This is a genomic window from Microbispora sp. NPDC046933 (genome assembly GCF_040644635.1).
Classification (GTDB): domain Bacteria; phylum Actinomycetota; class Actinomycetes; order Streptosporangiales; family Streptosporangiaceae; genus Microbispora.
This window is the reverse complement of record NZ_JBEYWW010000026.1, coordinates 1-22,952: the sequence shown is the minus strand read 5'-3', so window position 1 is coordinate 22,952 and position 22,952 is coordinate 1. Positions and strand designations below refer to the sequence as shown.

Genomic DNA, 22,952 nt, shown 5'->3' with positions numbered 1-22,952 from the left:
ACGCCGTTCGCCCGCCCACATGCACGTTCTGTGAGGTGCGACCTCAGATGCAGTTACTGACAGGGAAGCTACGGATGGCGCTACGCGCCACCGTGGCCGTGGTGCTGTTGTGCGTGGCGCTGCCGGCGCTGTGGCTGTCGCCGGCCAAGGCCGCCGCGCCGAAGCCCGAGGCGCGGCAACAGGTCAGCCAGGCGGCGGCGCAGGTGCTCACCTGGACCGCCGACAACAGCATGACCGCGTACAAGGACACGCCGGCCACGGCGGTCGCGGGACCCGCGACGATCGTCTTCGAGAACAGCATGGCGACCGGCAGCACGTTCGGCATGACGCACACGCTGACCTTCGACACGTCGACGCCCGGATACAACCACGACGTCAGCGTCAACATCATCGCCAGCCCGTACGACGCGGACGGCGGCCGGCACGAGGTCCAGGTGAACCTCACCCCCGGCAAGTACCGCTTCTTCTGCGCGATCCCCGGCCACCAGATGGTCGGCGAGCTCGTGGTCACCCCCGGCGGCCCCACGGACACCACCGCACCGCAGGTGTCGGCCAACGTGTCGGGCACCAAGGACGCCGACGGCAACTACGTCGGCTCCGCGACGGTGACCGTCTCGGCGACCGACACCGAGTCGGGTGTGGACAAGGTCGAGTACGCGCTGGACGGCGGGGCGTTCACCACGTACTCCGCCCCGGTTTCGGTGAACCAGGTGGGCTCCCACACGGTGCAGTACCGGGCCACGGACAAGGCGGGCAACACCTCTGCGGTGGCGTCGGTGTCGTTCAAGGTGGTGGCTCCGCCGGCCAAGGACACCACGGCTCCGCAGGTGTCGGCACAGGTGTCCGGTGACAAGGACACGAACGGCAACTACGTCGGCTCCGCGACGGTGACCATCTCGGCGAGCGACAGCGAGTCGGGTGTGGACACGGTCGAGTACTCCCTCGACTCGCAGCCGTTCGCGCTGTATTCCAAGGCGCTGACGGTCGACCAGCCGGGGGCGCACCGGGTGAGCTACCGGGCCACCGACAAGGCCGGCAACACCTCCGCGGTGGCGTCGGTGACGTTCACGGTCGTGGTCCCGCCGGCCAAGGACACCACGGCTCCGCAGGTGTCGGCCAGCGTCACGGGCACCAAGGACGCCGACGGCAACTACGTCGGCTCGGCCACGGTGACCGTCTCGGCGACCGACACCGAGTCGGGTGTGGACAAGGTCGAGTACGCGCTGGACGGCGGGGCGTTCACCACGTACTCCGCTCCGGTGTCGGTGAACACGGCCGGGTCGCACACGGTGCAGTACCGGGCCACGGACAAGGCGGGCAACACCTCGGCGGTGGCGTCGGTGTCGTTCAAGGTGGTCGCGCCGCCGGCCAAGGACACCACGGCTCCGCAGGTGTCGGCCAGCGTCACGGGCACCAAGGACGCCGACGGCAACTACGTCGGTTCGGCCACGGTGACCGTCTCGGCGACCGACAGCGAGTCGGGTGTGGACAAGGTCGAATACTCCCTCGACGGGCAGCCGTTCGGCCTGTACACCGCGCCGGTGGCGGTCAAGCAGCCGGGCGCGCACACCGTGAGCTACCGGGCCACCGACAAGGCCGGGAACGCCTCCGACGTCGCGTCGGTGTCGTTCAAGGTCGTCGCACCGGACCAGAAGGACACCACGCCTCCGCAGGTGTCCGCCAACGTGTCGGGCGAGAAGGACGCCGACGGCAACTACGTCGGCTCCGCGACGGTGACCGTCTCGGCGACCGACACCGAGTCGGGTGTGGACAAGGTCGAGTACGCGCTGGACGGAGGGGCGTTCACCACGTACTCCGCTCCGGTGTCGGTGAACACGGCCGGGTCGCACACGGTGCAGTACCGGGCGACCGACAAGGCGGGCAACACCTCGGCGGTTGCGTCGGTGTCGTTCAAGGTGGTCGCTCCGCCGGCCAAGGACACCACTCCTCCGCAGGTGTCGGCGCAGGTGTCCGGTGACAAGGACACGAACGGCAACTACGTCGGCTCGGCCACCGTCACGATCTCGGCGACCGACAGCGAGTCCGGGGTGGACAAGGTCGAATACTCCCTCGACTCGCAGCCGTTCGCGGTCTATTCCAAGGCGCTGACGGTCGACCAGCCGGGGGCGCACCGGGTGAGCTACCGGGCGACCGACAAGGCCGGCAACACCTCGGCGGTGGCGTCGGTGACGTTCACCGTGGTGGTCCCGCCGGCCAAGGACACGACCGCGCCGCAGGTGTCGGCCAGCGTGTCGGGCACCAAGGACGCCGACGGCAACTACGTCGGCTCGGCCACGGTGACCGTCTCGGCCAGCGACACCGAGTCGGGCGTGGACAAGGTCGAGTACGCGCTGGACGGCGCGGCGTTCGCGGCCTACACGGCTCCGGTCTCGGTCAACAAGACCGGGTCGCACACGGTGCAGTACCGGGCCACCGACAAGGCGGGCAACACCTCGCCGGTCGGGTCCGTGAGCTTCAAGGTCGTGGCGCCGGAGCAGAAGGACACCACCGCTCCGCAGGTGTCGGCCCAGCTCGGCGGCAGCATGGACTGGGCGTGGAACTACGTCGGCTCCGCCACGGTGACCATCTCGGCGACCGACAGCGAGTCGGGCGTGGCCACGGTGGAGTACTCCCTGGACGGGCAGCCGTTCGCGCTGTACTCCAAGCCGGTGGCGGTGGGCCAGCCGGGGGCGCACACCGTGAGCTACCGGGCCACCGACAAGGCCGGCAACACCTCCAACGTGGGCACGGCGAAGTTCGCCGTCGTCGCCGCGCCGGGCCCGGACTGCACGAAGCCGGGCAAGGGCAACGGCTGCAAGACCGGCTGACCTCGTCGAGCCGGCAGGCGACCTCGGCCCGGCGACGGGCCGGGGTCGCCTCTTGTCTGCCCTCCTCCGCGAGCGGGGCTCGCCCTCACTCGGCCCGGAAGGGGTCGTGCTCGGCGAGGAGCTTGTCGAGCCGGGCCTGGTCCACCCGGCTGACGACGCTCGCCTCCTCCTGCCGGTCCCGTACGCACTTGGCCAGCGTGAACGTCGAGGTCACCACGTACATCAGCCCGATGGCGAGGAAGGAGCGCACCCAGGCCGTCACCGGGAGGTAGAAGATGCCGGCCGCCAGGGCCGTGAGGGAGATCGCGAACGAGAGGACGGCCTGGACGTAGAAGGCCGTCGTCGACGAGGATTTCACCGGTTGCGCCATGCCACCATGGTCCAGGGCGTACGCCTGCCGGGACATGAGCGCCGATACTCAGTTACCGGTGAGTAAATTCCCTCGCTCAGTGGTCGGTGTTCAGCGCGTTGCCGATGTACATGGCCGCCAGCATGGTGAACAGGAGCGCCTGCAGGAACTGGATGAATATCTCCAGGGCGGTCATCACGACGGCCATGACCACGCTGAGCAGGCCCACAGGAAACCCGAGCACGGTCGGCTGCTCGGCGAGGAACCAGAACCCCACCGCGCTGAAGAACGCCAGCAGCAGGTGCCCCGCGAACATGTTCGCGAACAGCCGTACGGCGTGGGTGAACAGCGAGGTGACGAACGTGTAGAGCAGTTCGAGCGGCGCGTACAGGACCAGCGCGATCGGCTTCGGCAGGCCGGGCGGGAACATCAGGCTCTTGAGATATCCGCCCACCCCGTGGTGCCGGAAGCCGAGATAGAGCTTGATCACGTACACGACCAGGGCGAACACCACCGGGAACGCGATGTGGGAGTTCACCGGGAACTGCACTCCCGGGATCACGCCGAACAGGTTCCACAGCAGGATCACCGAGAAGAGGCTGAGCAGGAACGGCATCCACCGCTCGGCGTCCGCACCGAGGAACGGCCGGGCCACCTGGTCGCGCACGAACAGGTAGCCGTACTCGCCGAGGTGCTGCAGGCCGCGCGGGACCAGCGACGGCCGCGCGAACGCCCCCCACGCGAGCGCGCACAGCAGGACCATGCCGACCGCCGCCAGCACCACGGGCTTGGTCAGCCAGTACGGCGCGCCGGGCCACAGTGGCGGGAAGTCGAACAGTTCGAGACCGGGGACCGTGAAGTCGTCCCCGGCGATGTTTGCGGGCATGGGGAATCCCCTCGTCCGGCCGTCCAAAAACTGAGTACGGCGTACTCACTTTCTCGATGCGAGCCTACATACCAGGTACGGTGTACGCAATAGCGCGACGACCTGGGACGACCAACGATGACGGGCCACGAGAACCTCTGGATGCGACCCGAGCGCCCCGCACGGGGGCCGCGGCCGAGCTTCAGCCGCGCCGCCCTCGCGCAGGCCGCGATCAGGATCGCCGACGCCGAAGGGCTGGAGGCCATCTCCATGCGGCGGCTCGCCGCCGAGCTCGGGGCGGGCACGATGTCCCTGTACCGCTACGTGACGGGCAAGGACGAGGTGTTCGACCTCATGGTCGACACCACGGTGGGGGAGTACCTGCCGGAGGACCGACGGCCGCCGGACGACTGGGCCGACGGCCTTCGCCTGCTCGCCTGGCAGGTCCGGCGCACCACGCTCCGCCACCCGTGGCTCGCGCCGCTGGCGGCCGGCCGCCCGCAGACCGGCCCGAACAGCGCGCGTCTGCTGGAGACCGCCCTCGGCATGCTCGACGGCCTCGGCCTGAGCATCGACGAGATGCTGACCCTCGTCGGCGCGGTCTTCGCGTACGTGAACGGCTACATCCAGAGCGAGCTGGCCGAGGTCGAGGGGCTCCGGCGGACGGGGCTCACACTGGCCCAGCGGCTGGCCGGCCACCTGTCCTACATCCAGTCGCTCATCGCGACGGGGAACTATCCCATGCTGGAGCGGATGACGAAGGAGGCCGGGCGGGAGTACACCGCCGCCGACGACCGCTTCGCGTACGGCCTGGACCGGCTGCTCGACGGCATCGCCGCGAGTCTGCGGGCGCGCGGCGGCTCGGAAGGGCCCGCGTCGTCGCGATGACGCCGGCGGCCGGGCCCGTGGCCCGGGCTGCCCTCGCACGCTGGCGTGGGCGAGCCCGGATCGTCGCGGTGAACCAACCCGGCCGCCTTCAGACGGTGCGGCTCAACAGGCGCGCCTTCCCACGGGCGTGCGCGGGTCAGTTCGGTGTGATCTCGTGGAGGCGGCAGACCTGCCGCCAGACGCGCGCGTCGAGCGTGCCCGCCCTGTCCTGGAAGTCGGCGACCGGCACGCGGACCGGCCCCGTGAGGTCGAGGAAGCTGTTGTGGTCGGCGTCCGGGTCCCAGGTGCGGGTGGGGATCTCCACATGGTCGGCGCGGTCGCTGCGATCCTGGCTCGTGATCTTCAGGACCTCGGCGCCGCCCCGGTATGTCCTGAGCACCACGCAGGGGCGCACCTTGTGGCCCGGCCCGTCCTCGTAGGGCACGTCGGCCCACCAGATCTCACCCGGACGCGGGCCGGCCTGGGTGGCCGCACCACCGCGCGAGCCCGCTTCGCCGCCGGTCGCCGGGCGGCCGGCGCCCCGGCCTCCACCCCGGGCCCCTGAGGCGTGTCCGGCGGTGCCGCGCCTCGTGCCGGGAGCGGTGCCGCCACCGGGCCTGGTGCCCGGCCGCGCGGCCGGAGCGCGCCCTCCGGGCTTCGTGGTCCCGCCGGCACGGCCTGACGGGCGGTTGCCCGGCGAGGGGCGCGGCGCGGACCGCCGGCGCGAGGTCTTCGGCAGGCGCCCGGCCGCGCCGAGCGCCGCGAGAACGACCAGCACGGCCACGATCACAACCACCCAGATCATGACCGACAGCCTACGGTCCACAGGGACGGCTCCGGCAGGGGAGTCCGCGCCGCTCTTCCCGGCCTGCTCGGCCCGCCCGAACGCCGGCAGACGAGCGGGCGGGCAGGGCGGTCGTGGTCAGGAGCGGGCGTCCCAGGCGGCGAGGACGCGCGCCTCCTTCTCCGGGTCGATGCCGTGCTGCATCCGGCCGCCGAAGCTGCGCTGCTCCTCCGGGATGTCCTTCAGCCACTCCCAGGTGTCCCGGACGGTCTCCCGCATCGGCCGGCAGGCGAGACCCGCGGCGATGGCCTTCGCGGAGGAGTGCGTCCACACGCCCTGGTCGCCCGCCTCCGGAGCCCACAGCGGAAGCTCGGTCCACATCTCCACGCCCTGGTCCACCAGGAACTTGTCGTCGACCCACACCAGCTCCGCGTCCGAGCCGGTGACCTCCACGCAGTCGTTCAGCCAGCCGCCGTACGTGGTGTTGCCCGGCACCCCGCCCGTCATGTAGCGGCCGGTGGTGCCCCTGGCCGCCTGGTCGAGGGTGAACGCCGCGATGTCCCGGGCGTCGATGAGCTGCATCGGCAGCGCCGGGTTGCCCGGGGCGAGCACCCGCCCGCCTCTGGAGATGCGGGTGAGCCACCAGGGCAGCCGGCCCACGTTCTCGTGGGGGCCGAGGATCAGGCCGGGCTGGATGATCAGGGCGCCGCCGTCGAAGTGCTGCTCGACCGCCCGCTCGCAGCCGGCCTTCAGCACGCCGTAGTCGCCGAACTCGGCGTCCGCGTCCGGCGGGCACTCGTGCAGGGGGAAGGTCTCGTCGATGCCGGACTTCTCGGGCCAGTCCGGGTAGGCGGAGATGCTGGAGATGAACGTGTAGTGCGGAGCGTGCCCCGACAGCGTGCGCACCGACTCCAGGACGACGCGGGGGACGAACCCGCACACGTCGATCACCGCGTCCCACTGCCTGCCGTCGGCGAGCCGCCGCAGGTCGTCGGTGTTCTCTCGATCGCCGCGCACCGCCTCCACGCCGGGCAGGTCCGTCCCGCTCCTGCCCCGGTTGAACGTCGTGACCTCGTGACCGCGCCGCAGCGCCTCCTCCACGATGGCGCGTCCGAGAAACACCGAACCGCCGATTACCAGAATTTTCATACGGTCATCCTTGGCCCGCCCAAGCCGGGCGTCTGCCCAGTTTCACGGTCGGCGGACATGATCCGCTTACAGCGAAGCTCGCCGTTCCTCCCTGCCAGGCCGGCACGGAGCTCAGCCGGTGCGCAGTTCGGGGACCGGGGTGAAGCGCTCCTGCTCCAGCACGTGCACCCGCGCCGCGCCGATGTCGAAGTACAGGCCCGTGAGCTCCAGCTTCCCGGCCCGTACGAGGGTGTCCACGAACGGGTGGGTCCGCAGATTGTCGAGCTGCTGGATGACGTTGACCCGGCAGAGCCGGTCGAGCGGCCCGGCGTCGTCGTCGCACGGCTCGGCCGCCACGAACCTGGCCAGGCTCTGCCGCCCGTGCCGCAGCCAGCTGCGCAGCGCCGGCAGGTCGGGCACCTCGCCCAGCAAAGCGGCCATCGCGCCGCATCCCGAGTGCCCGCAAACCGTGATCGTGCGCACATCGAGCACCTTCACGGCGTACTCGATCGTGGCCGCGACCGAGTCGTCGGCGGGGGCGGCGCCGGCACGCGGCACGAGGTTGCCGATGTTGCGCAGCGTGAACAGGTCGCCGGGGCCGCTCGCGGTGATGATGTTCGGCACGATCCGGGAGTCCGCGCAGGTGATGAACAGATGCGACGGCGACTGCTTGCGGGCCATGCGGTGGAGCAGCGGGCGGACCATCGGCGCGGTCCGGCGCTGGAACTCCCGCGTCCCCTCCAGCAGGTCGGGCATGCCCTGCGGCTCGCAGAGCACGGGGACATCGTCGTGGCTCCCGCTGCCGTCACTGTCCCCGCCGTCCGCGCCGATCACCGCGTAGGAGCCGGCGTCCACGGTGCCGGCGTCCCCGGTGCCGGCGTGCATGGTGCCGGTGTGCATGGCGCCGGCGTGCATGGGACGGGAGCGGCGCCGGTAGGCCCACGGCAGCCACCAGCGGTCGTGCCGGGGCGGGATCCTGGCCGGGAACAGCCGGACGCCGTTGATCGCACCGGAGTACCACTCGCCATGCGGCTCGTCCACGTCGATGGCGCCGCCGGTTCGCTCGTGCTCCAGCCGCCAGGCGTGCAGCGCCTCGAAGGCGGCGTTGTCCATGAAGTCCAGGTGCAGGTCCAGCTCGACCGCGGATCCCGCGGGGATGCCGCGCAGCGCCTCGGTCAGCCGGGGCACGCCGAGGAACGTCAGCGACCCGGTGACGACCACCCGCCAGCGCCGCTCGCCCGCCTGCCGTACGTCGACCGAGACCCAGGCCAGGCGGCGCAGGGCCAGCAGGGCGGCCAGCCCGAGGCCGATCGCCACGCCCTCGGCCAGGCCGATCAGCACGACTCCGGCCATCGTCACGAAGTAGACCGGCATCTCGCGGTGACTGCGCAGGTTGCGGACGTGCCCGAGGTTGACCATCTGGACGCCGATGAACAGCAGCAGCGCCGCGAGCGCCTCCAGGGGGATCAGTGCGATCATCCAGGCGAAGGCCGTGGTGAACAGCAGCACCCACACCCCGTGGAGCACCGTGGACCAGCGGCTGCGGGCGCCCGCCCGCGCGTTCGTGGTCGTGCGCACGACGACGCCCGACACCGGGAGGCCGCCGAGCGCGCCGGACACCGCGTTCGCCACGCCCTGCGCGGTGAGCTCGCGGTCGAGGTCGGCGCGGGGACCGTCGTGCAGGCGGTTGGACGCCACGCAGGTCAGCAGCGACTCCACCCCGGCGAGGAGGGCGACGAGCAGGACGGCGCCGGCGATCGCGTGCCAGTCGCCCTGCGGCATCAGCGGTCCCTGGACGGAGGAGAACCCGCCCTTCAGGTCCACCTTCGTCAGGTCCCAGCCCGCCACCGCGGCCGTCAGCGTGGCGACCACCAGCGCGGCGAGCGGGGCGGGCACGGCGCGCAACCGGGGGATCCGGCCCCACACGAGCAGGACCCCGATAGTCAGCACGCCGATCATGACGGCGTGGGTGTGGTTGTCGAGGATCTGGGCGGGGAGTTCGAGGACGTTCTCCAGCGCGGAGCGCTGCGGCGAACCGCCGAGGACGATGTGCAGCTGGGACAGCGCGATCACCACACCGACTCCGGCGAGCATGCCGTGGACGACCGCGGGGGAGACGCCGAGCGCCGCCCGCGCCACCTTGAGCCCGCCGAGAACCAACTGGAGGAGGCCGGCCATGACGGTGATGGCGCAGGTGGCGCGCCAGCCGTACGTGTGGACGAGCTCGGCGACCACCAGGGACAGCCCGGCGGCGGGGCCGCTCACCTGGACGACGGACCCGCCGAGGGCACCGGCCACCACGCCGCCGACCACGGCGGCGACGAGCCCCGCCGCCACCGGTGCGCCGGACGCGACCGCGATGCCGAGCGACAGCGGCACCGCCACCAGGAAGACCACCAGCGAAGCGGGCACATCGTGCCGGAGCACGGACTTCCAGTCACGTGGCGAGATCGTGTCGTCACTGATTGTCATGGGCTGACGATATGTCAGCCGCGCAGGCCGTCACCAGGAAGGAGACAGGAAAATCACCGGTAGTAGTCGGGATAGTCGCTCTCCGGGTTGCGGTGGCTGCCCCGCCGCCGCCCGCTCGCCGAGGTGGGGGCGTCATCGTGAACCTCGTCGTAGGAGGGCCAGCTTCCGCCCGCGTTCTGCTCGGGCCACGACGGATGCGCGCCGCCGTATCCCTGCTGCTGCCGGTCGTAGCCGTACTGGCTCTGCCCCGACGGCGCGTCGTAGCCCGCCGACTCGTACGGCGAGGCGGTCCCCGGGGCGGCACCGGTCCCCGGGGCGGCGCCGGCCACCGTGTCGGAGGCGTCGATCGTCGCCCAGCCCGTGCTCACCTCGTACGACGGGGTGGAGGGCGCGGCGGGCGACGGCGTCGAGGCGGCCGGGTAGCCGCCCTCCGCCGAGTAACCGGACGAGTAGCCGTCGTAGGCCGGGGTCTGATAGGTCTCCGCGTTCGGCCAGGAGGAGGCGCCGCGCGGCGGTTCCGGGTCGTCGAGCACGTCGCGGGCGCCCGGCCAGGAAGAGGAACCCGTCGCGGGACCGGAGGCGGCGGGGACCGGCGGGTAGCTGCCCGCGACCGGCCAGCCGGGGTCGGTGGCGCCGGCCCCGTCGGTGCCGGTCACGGCCGCACCCGTCACACCGGCGCCCGCCGCGGCGGGCGAGTGCGACGACGAGGTGTCGGCCGCGCGGAACGGGCCCGTCGAGGCGCGGGACGGATCGTAGGCGTCGGAACGAGGCGTCTCGTAGGCCGCCCACGCGTCGAAGGAGCCGCCCGTCGAGCGGGGCGCGGGGTCGGCGAGGGCGTCGGCCGGAGGGACGGGGGATGCCGCCTCGAACGCGCCGCTCGTGCGGGCCGGGTCGTACGAGCCGGCGACGAAGGACCCGGTGGCCGGGATGGGGGAGGACGGCGCCGTGTCGTAGCCGCCGTGGGAGCCCCCGCCGCCCTGCGAGGCGAACGGCCCGGTGCCCGCGGGCGTGTCGTAGGCGGGGGCCCCGAAGGGGCCGGTGCTCGCCGCGATCCCGAGGGGGTCGGCGGCCGGCTGCGTCCCGTACGAGCCGGTGCCCGCCGACGACGGGAACGGGCCCGTGGCGCGCGGGCTGTCGTAGGAGCCGCCGGACTGACCGGCCTGCGCGGCCTCGCCGGCAGCGGCGGCGGCGCGGCGGGCCGCCCGCGACGACCGGCCGGACCTGCTCGACCTGCGGTTGGACGCGCTCGGTGTCCCCGGTGTCCCCGGTGTCCCCGGCGTGCCCGCTGTGCCCGGTGTCCCCGGCGTGCCCGGCGCGCTCGCCTGGGTCCCGGCGGCGGCCGCGAAGGGGTCGCTCGCCGGAGAAGCGGCGCCGCCCATCGCGGGGGAGTCGAACGGGCCGGTCGTGCGGCTCGCGTCGAAGGGGCCGGTCGCGGGGGCGCCGCCCGGAGCGGCGGGAGCGGCGGGGGCGGCGGGGGCGGCGGGGGCGGCGGAGGCGTCGAGCAGGTCGGGGGTCGGCGCGGAGAAGGTGACGGTCTTCTGGTCGGCCATGGCCGAGGCGGAGACGGGGGCGGCGGGAGGCACGAACTCGTCGGCGTCGGCGCGCCGGGCGCGACCGGGGCGGGCGGGAAGGGGGGCCTGCATGGTCACGGCGTCGGGGTCGGCCGCCTGGGCCGCGGCGCCGGCGGCGCCCGCGGTCTCGTCCAGCGGCCGGGGGGTGGCCATCTTCGCGGCGATCGTCCCCCCGAAGCCGCCGTCGTCGGCGCGTACGCGCGACCAGTAGTCGTCGTCGTAGTCGTCGGCCTCGCCCCACTCGTCCACGCCGCGCTTGCCGCGGGGGGCGGCGGGCTGCTTGCCGCCGCGCTGCGCGGGCCGCGCCGCCTGCCGCCCGCCGGGGCGGGGGGCAGGGCGGGGCGCCGGGCGCTGCTTCTCGGGCTCCTCGAAGGCGTCGAACCCCTTGGGGAAGCTCTCGAAGAACGTCTCCTCGGCGGGCCGCCGGGGCTTGGGGCCCTTGTTCTCAGCCATCGCCTTGATGCGCTCGGCGGAGAGAGCACTCTCCCTGCGGTTCATCGACCGCATGCCCAGCGCCACGACCAGCAGCACGAGAAGCACGACGGCGACAAGACCCGAAATGACCGCAGTCATAGCACCACCCTCAAGGCCATGGCCTTTCTGCGGCGCCGGTGAGGTCGCGCGGCCATCGACGCGACCTGCCCCCTTTGATCACCTGCGCTCAGCAATTGGATCCGATTCTGCTCGACCACAATGACCGTTGTCACACCCTAGGTGAAGATTGGTGTAGCACGACTACCTCCGGTGCCCAGCATGTCACTCGATCGTGTTCGCCGTGAGGCGCCCACGGGCGATGGTGTGACTCGCGATGCCCTCAAGGGTCTCCGCGAGGTCGGCGCCCTGCTTCAGGTCGAGCTTCGTGTTCAGCGCGTAGACAGTGAAACGGTAGCTGCCGTCGGCCTGGCATGGGGGTGCATAGCCCACCTTCCCGCTCGTCGTCCTGCCCTGCCGGGCGCCCCGGGGGACGTCGTTCATGCCCAGCTCGGTCGTCGCGGGGTCGATGTCGAACACCACCCAGTGCACCTCCGGACCGCTGTGGGGACTGTTGTCGTCGACCACGAGGGCCACCGACTTGGCGCCCGACGTGCCCGACCAGCGGAGAGGCGGGTTGCCCTGCCCCCCCTTGCAGGAGTAGTCGTCCGGCAGGGGCGCGCCGTCGCGGAACTGCGGGCTCGACACGCTGATGACGTCGAGGTTCCTCGGCGATCCCCCGCCCAGGATTCCGCAGCCCGACGCGGCCAGCGTGAGCGCCGTCACCGTGACGGCGGCTCGCGTGACCGCTGATTTTCTCGGCGACCCCATGCCCGATGATGCTACGCGGATTGGACAGGTGCCCCGACCGGATCGCGGTGATCCGTACCGATGACCGGGCCCGTACGGGCCGTTGACCTCCGTGTTCTCCCGAATCGATCCGTACGTGCGGAGGATCGGTATGTCGGGTTGTGAGGCTCCGGGCGCCCTTATCCGCCACAATCGAGGCATGCAGGGGGACACGCCGGGAACGGGCATGAGCTTCGCCGTTCTGGGCCCCCTCGACGTACGGCGCGACGGGCGGCCGGTCGAGGTCGGCGGGCAGCGGCTGCGGGCCCTGCTGACGCTCCTGCTGCTCGACACCGGCCGCACCGTCTCCACCGAGACGCTCGTGGCAGGGGTGTGGGACGACCGCCCGCCCAGTGGCGTGGGAAACGCCCTGCAGGCGCTGGTGTCCCGGCTGCGGGCCACGGTCGACCGCAGCCTGGTGGTCGGCGATCCGTCCGGCTACCGCCTGGCCGTCTTCCCCGGCCAGGTGGACCTCCACCTGTTCGCCCGCCTCGCGAGGGAGGGCGCCGCGGCGCTGACCGCGGGCGAACCGGGCCGCGCCGCCGGCCTGCTGCGTGAGGCGCTCGGCCTGTGGCGCGGCGCTCCGCCGACCGACCTGCCGAACGCCGAGGTCGAGGTGGCCCGGCTGGAACAGCTCAGGACCGCGGCCACCGAGGAAAGGATCGAGGCGGAGCCGGCCCTGGGCCGGCACGCCGACCTGGTCGCGGAGCTGCGGCTGCTCGTCACCGCCCACCCGCTGCGGGAACGGCCGCACGGGCAGCTCATGCGCGCCCTGTACGGGTCGGGCCGCCGGGAGAGGCGCTGGCCGCCTACGAGGAGGCCCGGTCCGTGTTCGCCGAGCGGCTCGGGGCCGACCCCTCGCCCGTGCTGGCCGAGCTCCACCTCGCGATGCTCAGGGGCGAGCCCGCCGGTGAGGGGACGCGGCCGTCACGGGCGGTGGCGCCCACCGGGCTCGCCCGGGCGGACACGGTGCCGCCGCTCACCGTGGCGCCGCTGCCCGAGCACACGTCTGCGGACCGCCCCGACGAGCCCGCTTCCGGCCTGCCCGCAGCACGCACCGGCGGCTCGACGCGCGCGCCGCGCCGGGGCAACCTGCGGGCCCGGCTGACCAGCTTCGCGTGCGCGCCGTGCCCGCCATGCCGTCCGGGACGGGCGGGGAGTCCGGCCCGGTGACCCGGCTCGTCTCCGCTCTGGCGGCGCGCGACATGCTGATCGTGCCGGACAACTGCGAGCACGTGGTCGAGCCGGCCGCCGCGCTCGCCGACCGGCTCCTCGCCGAGTGCCCCGGCCTGCGCATCCTCGCCACCAGCAGGGAGCCGCTCGGAATCACCGGTGAAAGGCTGTGGCCGATCGGGCGGCCGCCGTACGGCCCGGCTATCTGGTGGACGGCGCGCGCGACGACATCGAGCGCATCTGCCGCGAGCTCGACGGCATGCCGCTCGCGGTGTTCGCGGGCGGGGCCACGCTGGAGGCCGCCGAGCAGGTCTGCGGGGGCGACATCGACGTGCTCGGCAGGCTGGTGGACAAGTCGCTGTGGCCGCCTCCGCCCGCATCTTCCGCGCCCACCTGTACTTCAACTCCGGCCGGTCCGAGGAGGGCGAGGCCGCCGACCTGGCGCTCGCGCTCGACACGTTCAGGGCAGTCGGTGACCGGTGGGGGGTGGGGAACTGCCTGAGCGGCCTCGCGGAGACGAACGCGATGCGCGGCGACCTCCGCAAGGCCGTGCCCCTGATGAAGGAGGCGATCGCGCTCCTGAAGGAGGTCGGGGCCGTAGAGACGCCGTTCCTGCGGACCCGCCTCGCCGTCACGCTGAGTGCGGCGGGCGACCGGGAGGCCGCCGAGGCGGCCCTGCGGGAGACCGAGCGGCTGTGCGGCGCCACCGGTGACCCCCTCGGGCTGGCCGGGGTGTGACACGTGCGGGGCGACTTCGCCAGGGCGGACGGCGACCTCGAGACGGCGCGGCGCCACTACGACGAGGCCGTCCGGCTGCTGAAACCCACGCCGGCCATCCCACAGTTCCAGGCGACGCGAGGCGCCGTACGATCGCGGGGACGGCCGCGGGGTCGCGCACCGGGGCCGTGACCTGGCCCTGGGAGACCTCCGGCATGACGTCGAGCACGTCGGCCACCACACGGCGGACGAGGTCGACATGCGCGGCCTCGATGGGCCGCACCTCCAGGACCTGGCCCCCGGTCGCCGCCTTCAGCCCGTCCGGCGTGCCGCTCCGCGATCACCTTCCCGTGGTCGAACACCACGATGTCGTCGGCGAGCGCGAAGCGGTCGAGCAGGTCCCCGGCCCGGTGCCGGGCGTCCGCCCTCGTCAGGCCCAGCAGACGGCCGATCATCACGAGGTTCTCTTCCCCGCCCCGTTGGGGCCCAGGACGCCCAGCAGACGGCCCTGCGGCACCTCCAGGTCCACCCCGTCGAGCGCCTTCGTCTCTCCGTACCGTTTCGCCAGGCCCTCGGCCTGGATGGCATATTCCACGGCGTCTCCTCAGCCGTCCGTCCGTCGTACGGCTTCATGCTGCCGGACGGCGCTGACAGGGCGCTGAGGGCGCCCGTCAGCCGCTGACAGACCGCTCGCTGATACCGCTGACGGCGCGCTGAGAAGGCGAAGAGGGCCGGCGAGGACTCAGGGCCGGCGGGCCAGGACTCCGATGTAACCGCTGTTGCCGGGGTCGCCCGGATACTGGTCGTGGCGGGGACGCCAGAGCTCGACGGGCACGACGCCGGGCTCCAGCACCTCCATGCCGTCGAGCAGGGCGGCGAGTTCCCCGGGGCCACGGTGCACGAAGCCCCCGGCGGTGGTCTTGCCGTAGACCGACTGCGCCTGCTCCATCTTGTTCTGGTCGGAGCGCCGGACATAGGTGTGGGAGATGGCGAGGTAGCCGCCGGAGGGCAGCCCGTCCCGCAGAGTCGAGACGATCCGGCTCACCTCCGCGTCGTCGGTGAAGAAGTGCAGGATCGCCAGCGCGAGGATCGCCACCGGCCGGCTGAAGTCCAGGTGTGCTCGGACCCGCTCGTCGGCGAGGATCTCCTCGGGCCGCTGCAGATCCCCCTCCACCACGACGGTGTTGGGCGCGTCGGCGAGGATGGCGCGCGCGTGCACGAGAACCGTCGGATCGTTGTCCACGTAGACGATGTGGGAACCGGGACCGAACGTCGCGGCGACCTGGTGCACGTTCTGCTGGGTGGGCAGGCCGGTCCCGATGTCGAGGAACTGGCGAACGCCGGCCTCGGCCAGTTCCCTGACCACCCGTACGAGGAAGGCGCGGTTGGCGCGGGCCAGCGCGGGGATGTCGTACCCCTGCTCGCGCCCAAGCCGGATGACCTGATCGGCCGCCTCACGGTCGGAGGCGAAGTTGTCCTTGCCGCCGAGGAAGTAGTCGTAGATGCGCGCCACGCTAGGGACTTTCGGATTAATACCCGCCGGAACGCGTCCCGTCTCCGTCATTCGTCGCCTTTCGCGCGATCACTGCTCCATATAGAAGAACCCATTCATTGGTGATCATAGAAGGTGTGGGCGCGCCTTATCCGCCGTACGGGGAAGAACTACAACAGCGGGTTACGCGCGGGCAGGAGCGTCGAGGGCGACGAGCGCCACCACGGTGACATGACCGTGTCATGGGCCTACCACAGGAGACCTGGGCCGGCCGCAGGCCGAGCAGCAGTCCCCGTCGCCCCTATGAGGGGTCGCAACATGGCGTAGGGCTGGACGTGGAGAAGATCACCGGTCTCCGTTGCCCCTATGACTGGCTGCGAGGGTGAGGTCGCTGTTGTTGTTCTCTGGGTTGGTGAGGAGCTCGGCCCAGACAACGTGTCCGATGGCTTACGTGCCGCGAAAGCCGGCCCGGGAAGCCAGGGCGGCGACGATGGCCAGACCCCGCTCCCGCTCGGCCAAGCCGTCGTCTTCACACTGCTTGAACCTGGGAGTGCCGCCCCAACCACAGTCGTAGACGGATACGCGGACGACGGCGGGCTTACGGGTGACCTCGACAGTGAACGTGCCGCCCAGGTGGCCGCTGCTCGTATGCACTACGGCGTTGGCGGCGAGTTCGGCGGTGATCTGCTCGATGTCGTAGCTCAGGGGAGAGTCCTCCAGAAGAAACCGTACGAAGCGGCGGGCGCGGGGCACCTGCTCTAGGCGGCCGGGGAAGGTGCGTCGCCAGGCGAGGCCACCCGGGCGAAGCCGGATCATCGCGTTGACGAGTTCCGGCCGGACCTCGTCGGGGAGCGTAGGCGAGAGGGCGCTGGTGTCATTGGTCATCTGGCCTGTTTCCTTCAAGTTGGGGAAGTTGCCTAGGTTGCCTAGTCGTGACGTCACGATTACGGAATGTGACTGAAGTGTCAAGGGAATTGATGAAAGCCGAGCTAGGCAGGCTAGGTGAACTTAGACTTCGGGTGTGATGAGCCTGGACCCCGACGACCCTCGGCCGCCGTACAAGCAGGTGGCCAACGCGCTCAGGGCGGCGATCCTGACCAGGAGGTTCGAGCCGGGGGAAAAGCTCCCCTCCGGGGCGGAGCTGGCCTCCACCTACGGCGTGGCCCGGATGACCGTGCAGCAGGCCATCCGGCTGCTGCGGGACGAAGGGCTCGTCGTCTCCCGGCAGGGGAGCGGCGTGTTCGTCCGGGAACGGACCGAGCGTCCAGTCGAACTGCGTCCGCACCTGGAGCGGGCGTTCGAGCGGGGGGATGTTTCGGTCGACTTCGCCGGGTTTTCCGGAGAGACTCTGGCGGGAGTGCTGCAGGAGCCGCTCGACAAGGTCCGCATTGGGCGGCTTACTCCCGACTCGATCGCGCTACGGATCCTCGTCCCGGACCTGGAGCAGCCGATGCTCCTACCGCGCCTTGTCGAAAGCCCTGCCGATGAACCTGACATCAGACAGCGGGCCCGGCAGATTCTGCGGCGGAGCATCCAGCTCATCGCCGACAGCGTGCACGAACTCGCCGATCTCGGCCTTGTGCGGAAGGCGTCAGTGGAGGTGCGCGCTTACGCGGCCACGCCGTCCTTCAAGCTGTACGTGATCAACCATGAGCAGGTGTTCTTCGGCTTCTACCCGGTCGTCCGCCACACGGCTCGCCTTGATGGCGAGCGCAAAGACCTCTACGACGTTATGGGCAGGGACACGGTGCTGTTCCACCATTCGGTGAGCGATGACCCCTCCTCGGCTGCCTCGCAGTACGTCGCCCAGGCCCGTACGTGGTTCGAGAGCATGTGGACAACGGTCAGCCATGAGGTGGATCTCTGACAGATGACGGGCACCGGTCAATCCCGTCGTACCGACTTCTCGATCGTCTCTCGGGACACCGGCTGGGAAATGCCCCAGACGGCCGCCGCCGCGGTGTGTTTGGCATACAGCTTGTCGATCAGTTCCTGCTCTTCCGCAGGCGTCAGCTCTCCGGAGGCGATGAGCTGCCTGTAGCGGATGGTGTCCACGATCGCCGACTTCACCCGTTCGTGGGCGAGGTACGCATCCAGATCCTGCTTCCAGCCCCGTGTCAGCTCCGGAGGCATCGCGGCGAGCCAGTGGCCGAGTACGGTCTCCCGTTCGTCGTCCTGGTAGGCCATCTTGTGGAAGTGCACGGCAAGCTCGTACAGCGGATCACCCCAGAGGGCGAGCTCCCAGTCGAGGAAAATCGTTCGAGCGCCATCGACGATCATGTTCTTCCGGTGGACGTCGGAATGTAGAAGCCGGAAGGGGCGCGAGGCCATGGCAGGCCATCGTGCCCGCGCCGCAGCCAGCGGATCGGCAGGGACGCCCAGTTCGGCGAACAGACAGGCGAACTCGTCGGCGAAGGCGTCGTAGACGCGCTGCGTGGTGTCGGACAGGACATGGGCGAACGCGGTTGTGTCCCCGTCGGCCGGCCAGTTCTGCGGCAGGTCGGGGAGATCGCCGCGGGGGACCGCCGCGAGTTGTGAGAACAACTCCACGACCGCGTCCAGGACGACCGAAGGGACATGGTCACCGCGTGGCGCGATGTCGTCCACGACGAGGCCGGGGATGAACTCGTGCACCTGGTACGCGGGTGAGTCGGAGATGTGGAGGAGCCGGGGAGCATGAGTCACGTAAGGCGCGATGACCAACAAGACTTCATGTTCCGGCCAGATCCGCAAGTCGACTTCGTCGGCTTCCTGAAGGGGGATTCGTACGATTACCGGACCCGATGGGGTGTCGATTCGGACGTTCTTGTTATAGAAGCCGCTGCTCCCTGGTGCTTCCAAAGCGGCTTCGTACGCGGCCTGGTAGGGGTCGCCTGTCATCCCAGTAGCCTTCGCAGGTAGTGCGTCATGCGGTCCTCCAGCGCGTCATGGGAGTCGATCGGTTCGATCGCCGGCCAGGCCCGCCGGGCGGCTGCCCTTACCCTCTCATCAGGCCGGTTCACGAGTTCCAGCAGGTGGTCGGCGACGACGATCAGTGTGGGGTAGACCTCGACGCCGAGAAGCTCGTCGACCGCCCAGCGTGCCGAGGCCGCCACGCCGTCCAGCTCCCCACGGCGCAGATGCAGGCATGCGCGTAGAAGCTCGGCGCGGGCCCGCCCCGAGCGATAGCGGGCCTTCTCCAGGGCCGAGCAGGCAGCGTCGAGTGCCTCGGCGGCCTCGGCGTGACGTCCGAGCATCAGCAGGGCCTGGCCGAGAGCGCTGTACGCCTTACCGACCTCGTGGATGGCGCCGAGTTCGGAGTTGACCTCCACGGCCTCCTTCGCGGCGGCGACAGCGGCGAACGGATCGGTCCAAGCCAGCAGTTCCGCTCGATTGGTCGCCACCAGCGCTGTTCCAATGATCGTCTGGGCCTGCTCGTAGTGCTGCGCAGCTTCGCGCAGATGCCATTCCGCGGCGCTGAAGTCGTAGGAAAACCGGAGCGCCAGATGACGTAGCCGGGCCAGGTCGCCCTGGAGCACGAGGTCGTCGTCAGGACACTCCCTGGTGACCTGCTCCGCCAGCTCGAAGGCCCGCCGGAACCTGCCCTGGGCCATGTGCAGATCGGCGGCCCACAGGCCGGCCGGGCGTCTTGCCGGTCCGCTGTGCACGGCCAGGACGTCGCTGTAAATCTGCAGAGCCCGTGCCGTCTGTCCGGCGATCCGCCGGCCGTGGGCGGCGGCCACAGCCAAGCGCGCGCCGGGCTCCGTCCCAAGCCGCCATGGCGCATTGGGCGTCAGCTCGTTGATCCGATCAGCATCGCCGAGCAACACGGCCGCCTCGGCCGCCAGGCACGCGGCGGCTTCCTCAAGAGCGGGATTGTCTGCACCTTCAGGCCCGTCGAGGTAGGCCCGTAGGTCCGACATCAGACCGGTGATGCCTCGGGCTCCACCACGGGCAGTGATGCGGTCGGCATACACCAGTAGCTGGTTGGCGGTTAGCGCATGCGCGTGCAGGCCGTGTAAGACAAGCTCGCGGATGCCGGCAGGATCGTCGGCTCGCATGCTCCAGAGCTCGTGAAGGGCGCGGTGTGCCTCGTCGATCATTTCTGGCGAGAGCCGTGCCCGCAACATCTCGGCCATGAGCTGGTGCAGGTGAAAACAGCCGTCGCCTGCCGGGTACACGAAGGAGTAGGCGATGAGACCCTCCCACGCCAACCTGCCCCCGGGCAGGTGAAAGGCCGCCGCCAGACCACGGAACAGCTCATAGTCGAATGTCCGGGTCACGCTGAGCAACTGCAGGTAGCGTCGCTCCTCGGCGGTTACATGCTGCAGGAAACGCTGAGCGATCTCATCCTGGGAGATCGCATGGCCGTCGGCCTGGCTCTCGGTCGCCAGGTGCAGGTAGAACGGCAGCCCTGTGCTCGCCTGCGCGATGACGTGGCGGTGGACGGGATCGCTCATCCCGCCGTCGGTAAGCAGTTCCAACCGCGCCTCCATCGGCAGTCCTTCGACAGGAAACTCCCGGACGACGCGCCGCCAGTCTTCGTCATGGACATCCCAGCTCAGCCTCTCCCTGCTGGCGATCACCGTCAGACCGCGATCGAGCTGGGCCGCCAGGTCCCGGAGCCAGGCGTCGTCGCCGGGCGTACGACCCAAGGCCTCGTAGGCGTCCACGAGTATCACGTACGGTTCGCCCTCACTGCAGGCACGCAGGTCTTCGGCGAACATGAAGGTGACGGCGTCGACCAGGGCAGCGCCGGGAAGCGTGTCGAGTTGCCGAAGAATCTGATTCTCCCGCAGACGGCGGCGATGCTTACGGCTGCTGTTGCCCTTTTCCAGAAGCTTTAGCAGCCCTACCGCGGTGCCGAATATCGGTACACCGGCGGCGGCGTCGAGGACCTCGGTCAGAACCTCGCTGTGTTCGACGAACGGCAGCTCGGCGCGGGTGAGAGCCAGATGCGGGTGAAGGCGTTGCCACAGCACCGCGTAGGCGATGTCGTAGCGGTCGAATCGGACACCCTGCCCGCCAAGCTCCATGCGGAGTACGGCGAGGGCGTCCTCCTGCTGCCGATGAGCGGGCACCTGAAGATCGAGCGACGCGATCCGGTGGGACTCCTTGACCCGTTCGCCAAACTCGCGCAATAGCCGCGACTTGCCGATTCCGCCGACGCCGGTGATGTTGAGGACACGCGGCTCTCGCCCGATTCGGGAGAGTTCCTCTTCGAAAGCCTCGAACGCGGCTTCTCGATCCACGAATCGGCGCTGCAACGCCGCAACCCGGCGAAAACGGGGTCCGAGGGGCATTCGACTTCTCTCGGTATCGGGGCCGTCTCGTGACGTGCCCATCAATGAAAACGGCCAAGGCGCGGTTGGTCAACGACTTTCAGAAGCTCCGAGTCCGGATTCCGATTTTCGGTGCGTCATAGCCAGAGATTCACGCGCAAGGATGGCCAGCCGCTGGCGGGCGTGGGCCGTACGGGGAGGAATGTCAGCGTGGTGTCCAGGTCGGAGCGGGCACCGGGCGGAAGAGGAACACCTGATCGGGACGCCCGGTGCAGGACTTCTGGGCGAGCTCCGCGCCGGGGGCCACGTCGGCCTCGCCGTACAGCGCTCCGACGCACAGCCCGCTGTGCAGGGGGCGCAGGGCGAACCCCGGCCCCACGGGCTTCAGCACGAAGCGTTGGTGCCGCGCCCCCGAGCAGTCGGCGGGAGCGATCAGCGCGCCCGGGCCCGTCAGCGCCTCGTCCACCGTGAGGCAGCCGGGGCCCTCTTCGGGGTGGTGCCATTGGATCTCGTGGGCGCCGCCGCCGGCCGCGTGCAGGTAGGTGTCGGGAATGACGTCCCGGCAGGGCCGCTGCACGGCCAGGGGCCGGTCGGTCCGCCTGTTGCGCTCGCGTCCCTCTCCGACGCACAGGTCGCGTCCGGCGACGTGCGAGGGAACCATGTGGTACCAGCCGTCGGGCGGCGTGCGGTCGCTCCCGGCCGTCGCGGCGGCGGGAGACGCCGGGGGCCGCGCGTCGCCGCCGGTCAAGGAGGCGCGCAGACCGGGCAGGACCGCGCCGGTGGCGAGGAGCAGGACCACGGCGCCCGCCCCCGCAACGGCGAACCGCCGCAGCGCCCGGGTCTCCGGTCGTACGGCGTCTCCGGTCGGTCCGGCCGTGTCGCCCGGCCGGGCGGGGGCCGTGGGAACGGGCTGCTCGCGCCCGCCGGGACCGCCGGGCTCGAAGCGATCGGCCTGATCGGGCCGGTCATCCCGGCCGGGCTGTTCCGGCGGGACGGGCGGGTGGTCCGGGCCGGCGGCCGTGTCGGGAGGCTCGGCCGGAAGCGTCATGCCGGCGGCCAGTCGTTTCCTGTGCGCCACCCAGCGCGCCGTGTCGTCCTCGCCGAGCCCGCAGGCTCGTACGAAGGCCGCCACGAACTCCTCTCTGGGGAGGGTCGTGCGCCCGAGGGCGCCCGCGATCGTGCTGGTCGGCAGCACGTCCCCCGACGCCTTCGCGGTGGCCGTGAGCTGCCGGTAGGTCAGGCCGGACCACTGGCGGAGACGGCCCAGCGCGGCGACGAATTCGGCCGGACTGGTCAGGCCGTCGGGCTGGGGAGGCGCGCTGAACGGCCCTGACACGACGATCCCCCCAAGCCACGCTTTGGCGTCGATCCGGGCGAAACACTAACAAAGATCGATGACGCGAGGCAGCCCCCCGCGGTCAGCGGATTCCGCCGCCCGGAGGGCCTGGAGGTGATGTTCGGTTCTTATCCCCGGTCGCGCCGGGTGACGTGGACGGTGGGGCCCGGGCGAGCCGGGTTGGATCCCCGTCGTGGCTGTACCGCGGGTCGACGCCGTCCCGGGGGAAGGGTGCGGATGGTGTCGGGGAAGACGCTGTTCCAGTAGAGCACGTGGTCGAAGGCGGACGCCTGCGGCGGTGGCCCCGTGACCGCCGCAGGCGTGCCTGGGAAAGCGCGAACGGCGTGCCGGCGGTCGCCGGAGCGGCGGCCGCGATCACCGTGTGCGTTTCCACTGTGCTCGTCGATGCAAGGACAACCTCCGTGGGGAAGGCCCCGAGCTTCCGGCCGGGTGCCGGGGAGAGGGGTGCATCACGGAAGATCCTCGATCGGAGAGAGGCAGGACAAGGTTCGTGATCGTACGGAACTGTTCCGGACGGTCCCGTACGGCCCTGCTCGCGGGGGATGCCTGGAGGAGCGGCGGGCGACATCCGGTCAGGCCGCGACGGGGGTGTCAGGACAACTCTTGGGCGACCGGGGATCCGGGACCGCGGGCATGGCCCGGACAGACGGCGGAAGGCCGGCCGGGGAGTTCGCGCCGAGGCCAGGTCGATCCGCTCGACGCCGCCGGTGCCGACGGTGCCCGGCGCGGGCCAGCGGTCGAGGAGGGTGTCGTACGCCGTGTGGAACG

Annotated in this window: 17 protein-coding genes and 1 pseudogene; 5 read left to right on the top strand and 13 right to left on the bottom strand. The window is 71.0% G+C overall.

Features of this window, described 5'->3' with window-relative positions:
• Positions 1–47: 47 nt before the first annotated feature.
• Complete coding sequence (locus ABZ857_RS30045) at positions 48–2,828, top strand: chitobiase/beta-hexosaminidase C-terminal domain-containing protein (RefSeq protein WP_357049257.1); 2,781 nt, start codon at positions 48–50, stop codon at positions 2,826–2,828.
• An 85-nt stretch (positions 2,829–2,913) separates the two neighbouring features.
• Here the strand turns inward: ABZ857_RS30045 and ABZ857_RS30040 are convergent, their stop codons facing one another.
• Entirely contained in the window at positions 2,914–3,198 is a 285-nt protein-coding gene (locus tag ABZ857_RS30040; protein WP_357049253.1) for a YiaA/YiaB family inner membrane protein, read from the bottom strand.
• 76 nt (positions 3,199–3,274) lie between these two features.
• A complete protein-coding gene (gene atpB / locus ABZ857_RS30035; protein ID WP_357049250.1) occupies positions 3,275–4,063 on the bottom strand; it encodes a F0F1 ATP synthase subunit A in 789 nt (262 codons plus the stop codon).
• A gap of 117 nt (positions 4,064–4,180) precedes the next feature.
• Here atpB and ABZ857_RS30030 point away from each other — a divergent pair, with 117 nt between their 5' ends.
• Entirely contained in the window at positions 4,181–4,930 is a 750-nt protein-coding gene (locus ABZ857_RS30030; protein WP_357049247.1) for a TetR/AcrR family transcriptional regulator, read from the top strand.
• Positions 4,931–5,066: 136 nt separating this feature from the next.
• Here the strand turns inward: ABZ857_RS30030 and ABZ857_RS30025 are convergent, their stop codons facing one another.
• The 5 genes from ABZ857_RS30025 to ABZ857_RS30005 all read right to left on the bottom strand — a co-directional run bounded on the left by ABZ857_RS30025 (position 5,067) and on the right by ABZ857_RS30005 (position 12,166).
• Entirely contained in the window at positions 5,067–5,714 is a 648-nt protein-coding gene (locus ABZ857_RS30025) for a type II toxin-antitoxin system PemK/MazF family toxin (protein ID WP_357049244.1), read from the bottom strand.
• A 117-nt stretch (positions 5,715–5,831) separates the two neighbouring features.
• Positions 5,832–6,842, bottom strand: a complete 1,011-nt coding sequence (locus tag ABZ857_RS30020) for an NAD-dependent epimerase/dehydratase family protein (protein WP_357049241.1) — start codon at positions 6,840–6,842, stop codon at positions 5,832–5,834.
• A gap of 111 nt (positions 6,843–6,953) precedes the next feature.
• Entirely contained in the window at positions 6,954–9,293 is a 2,340-nt protein-coding gene (locus ABZ857_RS30015; RefSeq protein ID WP_357049238.1) for a SulP family inorganic anion transporter, read from the bottom strand.
• 53 nt (positions 9,294–9,346) lie between these two features.
• Positions 9,347–11,437, bottom strand: coding sequence for a hypothetical protein (locus ABZ857_RS30010; protein WP_357049235.1), 2,091 nt, complete (start codon positions 11,435–11,437; stop codon positions 9,347–9,349).
• 183 nt (positions 11,438–11,620) lie between these two features.
• Positions 11,621–12,166: a YbhB/YbcL family Raf kinase inhibitor-like protein gene (locus ABZ857_RS30005; RefSeq protein ID WP_357049232.1), complete on the bottom strand. Its 546-nt coding sequence runs from the start codon at positions 12,164–12,166 to the stop codon at positions 11,621–11,623.
• Between the two features lie 130 nt (positions 12,167–12,296).
• On the opposite strand from ABZ857_RS30005, the pseudogene ABZ857_RS30000 reads away from it, so the two are divergent.
• Positions 12,297–13,357 (top strand): annotated as a pseudogene (locus tag ABZ857_RS30000) (AfsR/SARP family transcriptional regulator).
• A gap of 360 nt (positions 13,358–13,717) precedes the next feature.
• Positions 13,718–14,095: a tetratricopeptide repeat protein gene (locus ABZ857_RS29995; protein WP_357049229.1), complete on the top strand. Its 378-nt coding sequence runs from the start codon at positions 13,718–13,720 to the stop codon at positions 14,093–14,095.
• Between the two features lie 433 nt (positions 14,096–14,528).
• Here the strand turns inward: ABZ857_RS29995 and ABZ857_RS29990 are convergent, their stop codons facing one another.
• The 3 genes from ABZ857_RS29990 to ABZ857_RS29980 form a co-directional block, all read right to left on the bottom strand.
• Complete coding sequence (locus ABZ857_RS29990; RefSeq protein ID WP_357049227.1) at positions 14,529–14,669, bottom strand: hypothetical protein; 141 nt, start codon at positions 14,667–14,669, stop codon at positions 14,529–14,531.
• 147 nt (positions 14,670–14,816) lie between these two features.
• Positions 14,817–15,638 (bottom strand): SAM-dependent methyltransferase, encoded by an 822-nt coding sequence (locus tag ABZ857_RS29985; RefSeq protein WP_357049224.1) that lies wholly within the window; start codon positions 15,636–15,638, stop codon positions 14,817–14,819.
• Positions 15,639–16,013: 375 nt separating this feature from the next.
• Complete coding sequence (locus ABZ857_RS29980; RefSeq protein WP_357049221.1) at positions 16,014–16,451, bottom strand: ATP-binding protein; 438 nt, start codon at positions 16,449–16,451, stop codon at positions 16,014–16,016.
• A gap of 139 nt (positions 16,452–16,590) precedes the next feature.
• On the opposite strand from ABZ857_RS29980, the gene ABZ857_RS29975 reads away from it, so the two are divergent.
• Positions 16,591–17,433: a GntR family transcriptional regulator gene (locus ABZ857_RS29975; RefSeq protein WP_357049218.1), complete on the top strand. Its 843-nt coding sequence runs from the start codon at positions 16,591–16,593 to the stop codon at positions 17,431–17,433.
• Positions 17,434–17,450: 17 nt separating this feature from the next.
• Here the strand turns inward: ABZ857_RS29975 and ABZ857_RS29970 are convergent, their stop codons facing one another.
• The 3 genes from ABZ857_RS29970 to ABZ857_RS29960 all read right to left on the bottom strand — a co-directional run bounded on the left by ABZ857_RS29970 (position 17,451) and on the right by ABZ857_RS29960 (position 22,163).
• Positions 17,451–18,446 carry an aminoglycoside phosphotransferase family protein gene (locus tag ABZ857_RS29970; protein WP_357049215.1) on the bottom strand — a complete coding sequence of 332 codons (996 nt, stop codon included), beginning with the start codon at positions 18,444–18,446 and terminating at the stop codon, positions 17,451–17,453.
• Positions 18,443–20,797 carry a hypothetical protein gene (locus ABZ857_RS29965; RefSeq protein ID WP_357049211.1) on the bottom strand — a complete coding sequence of 785 codons (2,355 nt, stop codon included), beginning with the start codon at positions 20,795–20,797 and terminating at the stop codon, positions 18,443–18,445. The genes ABZ857_RS29970 and ABZ857_RS29965 overlap by 4 nt, the downstream gene beginning before the upstream one ends.
• 235 nt (positions 20,798–21,032) lie before the next feature.
• A complete protein-coding gene (locus ABZ857_RS29960; RefSeq protein ID WP_357049208.1) occupies positions 21,033–22,163 on the bottom strand; it encodes a hypothetical protein in 1,131 nt (376 codons plus the stop codon).
• Positions 22,164–22,952 lie beyond the last annotated feature (789 nt).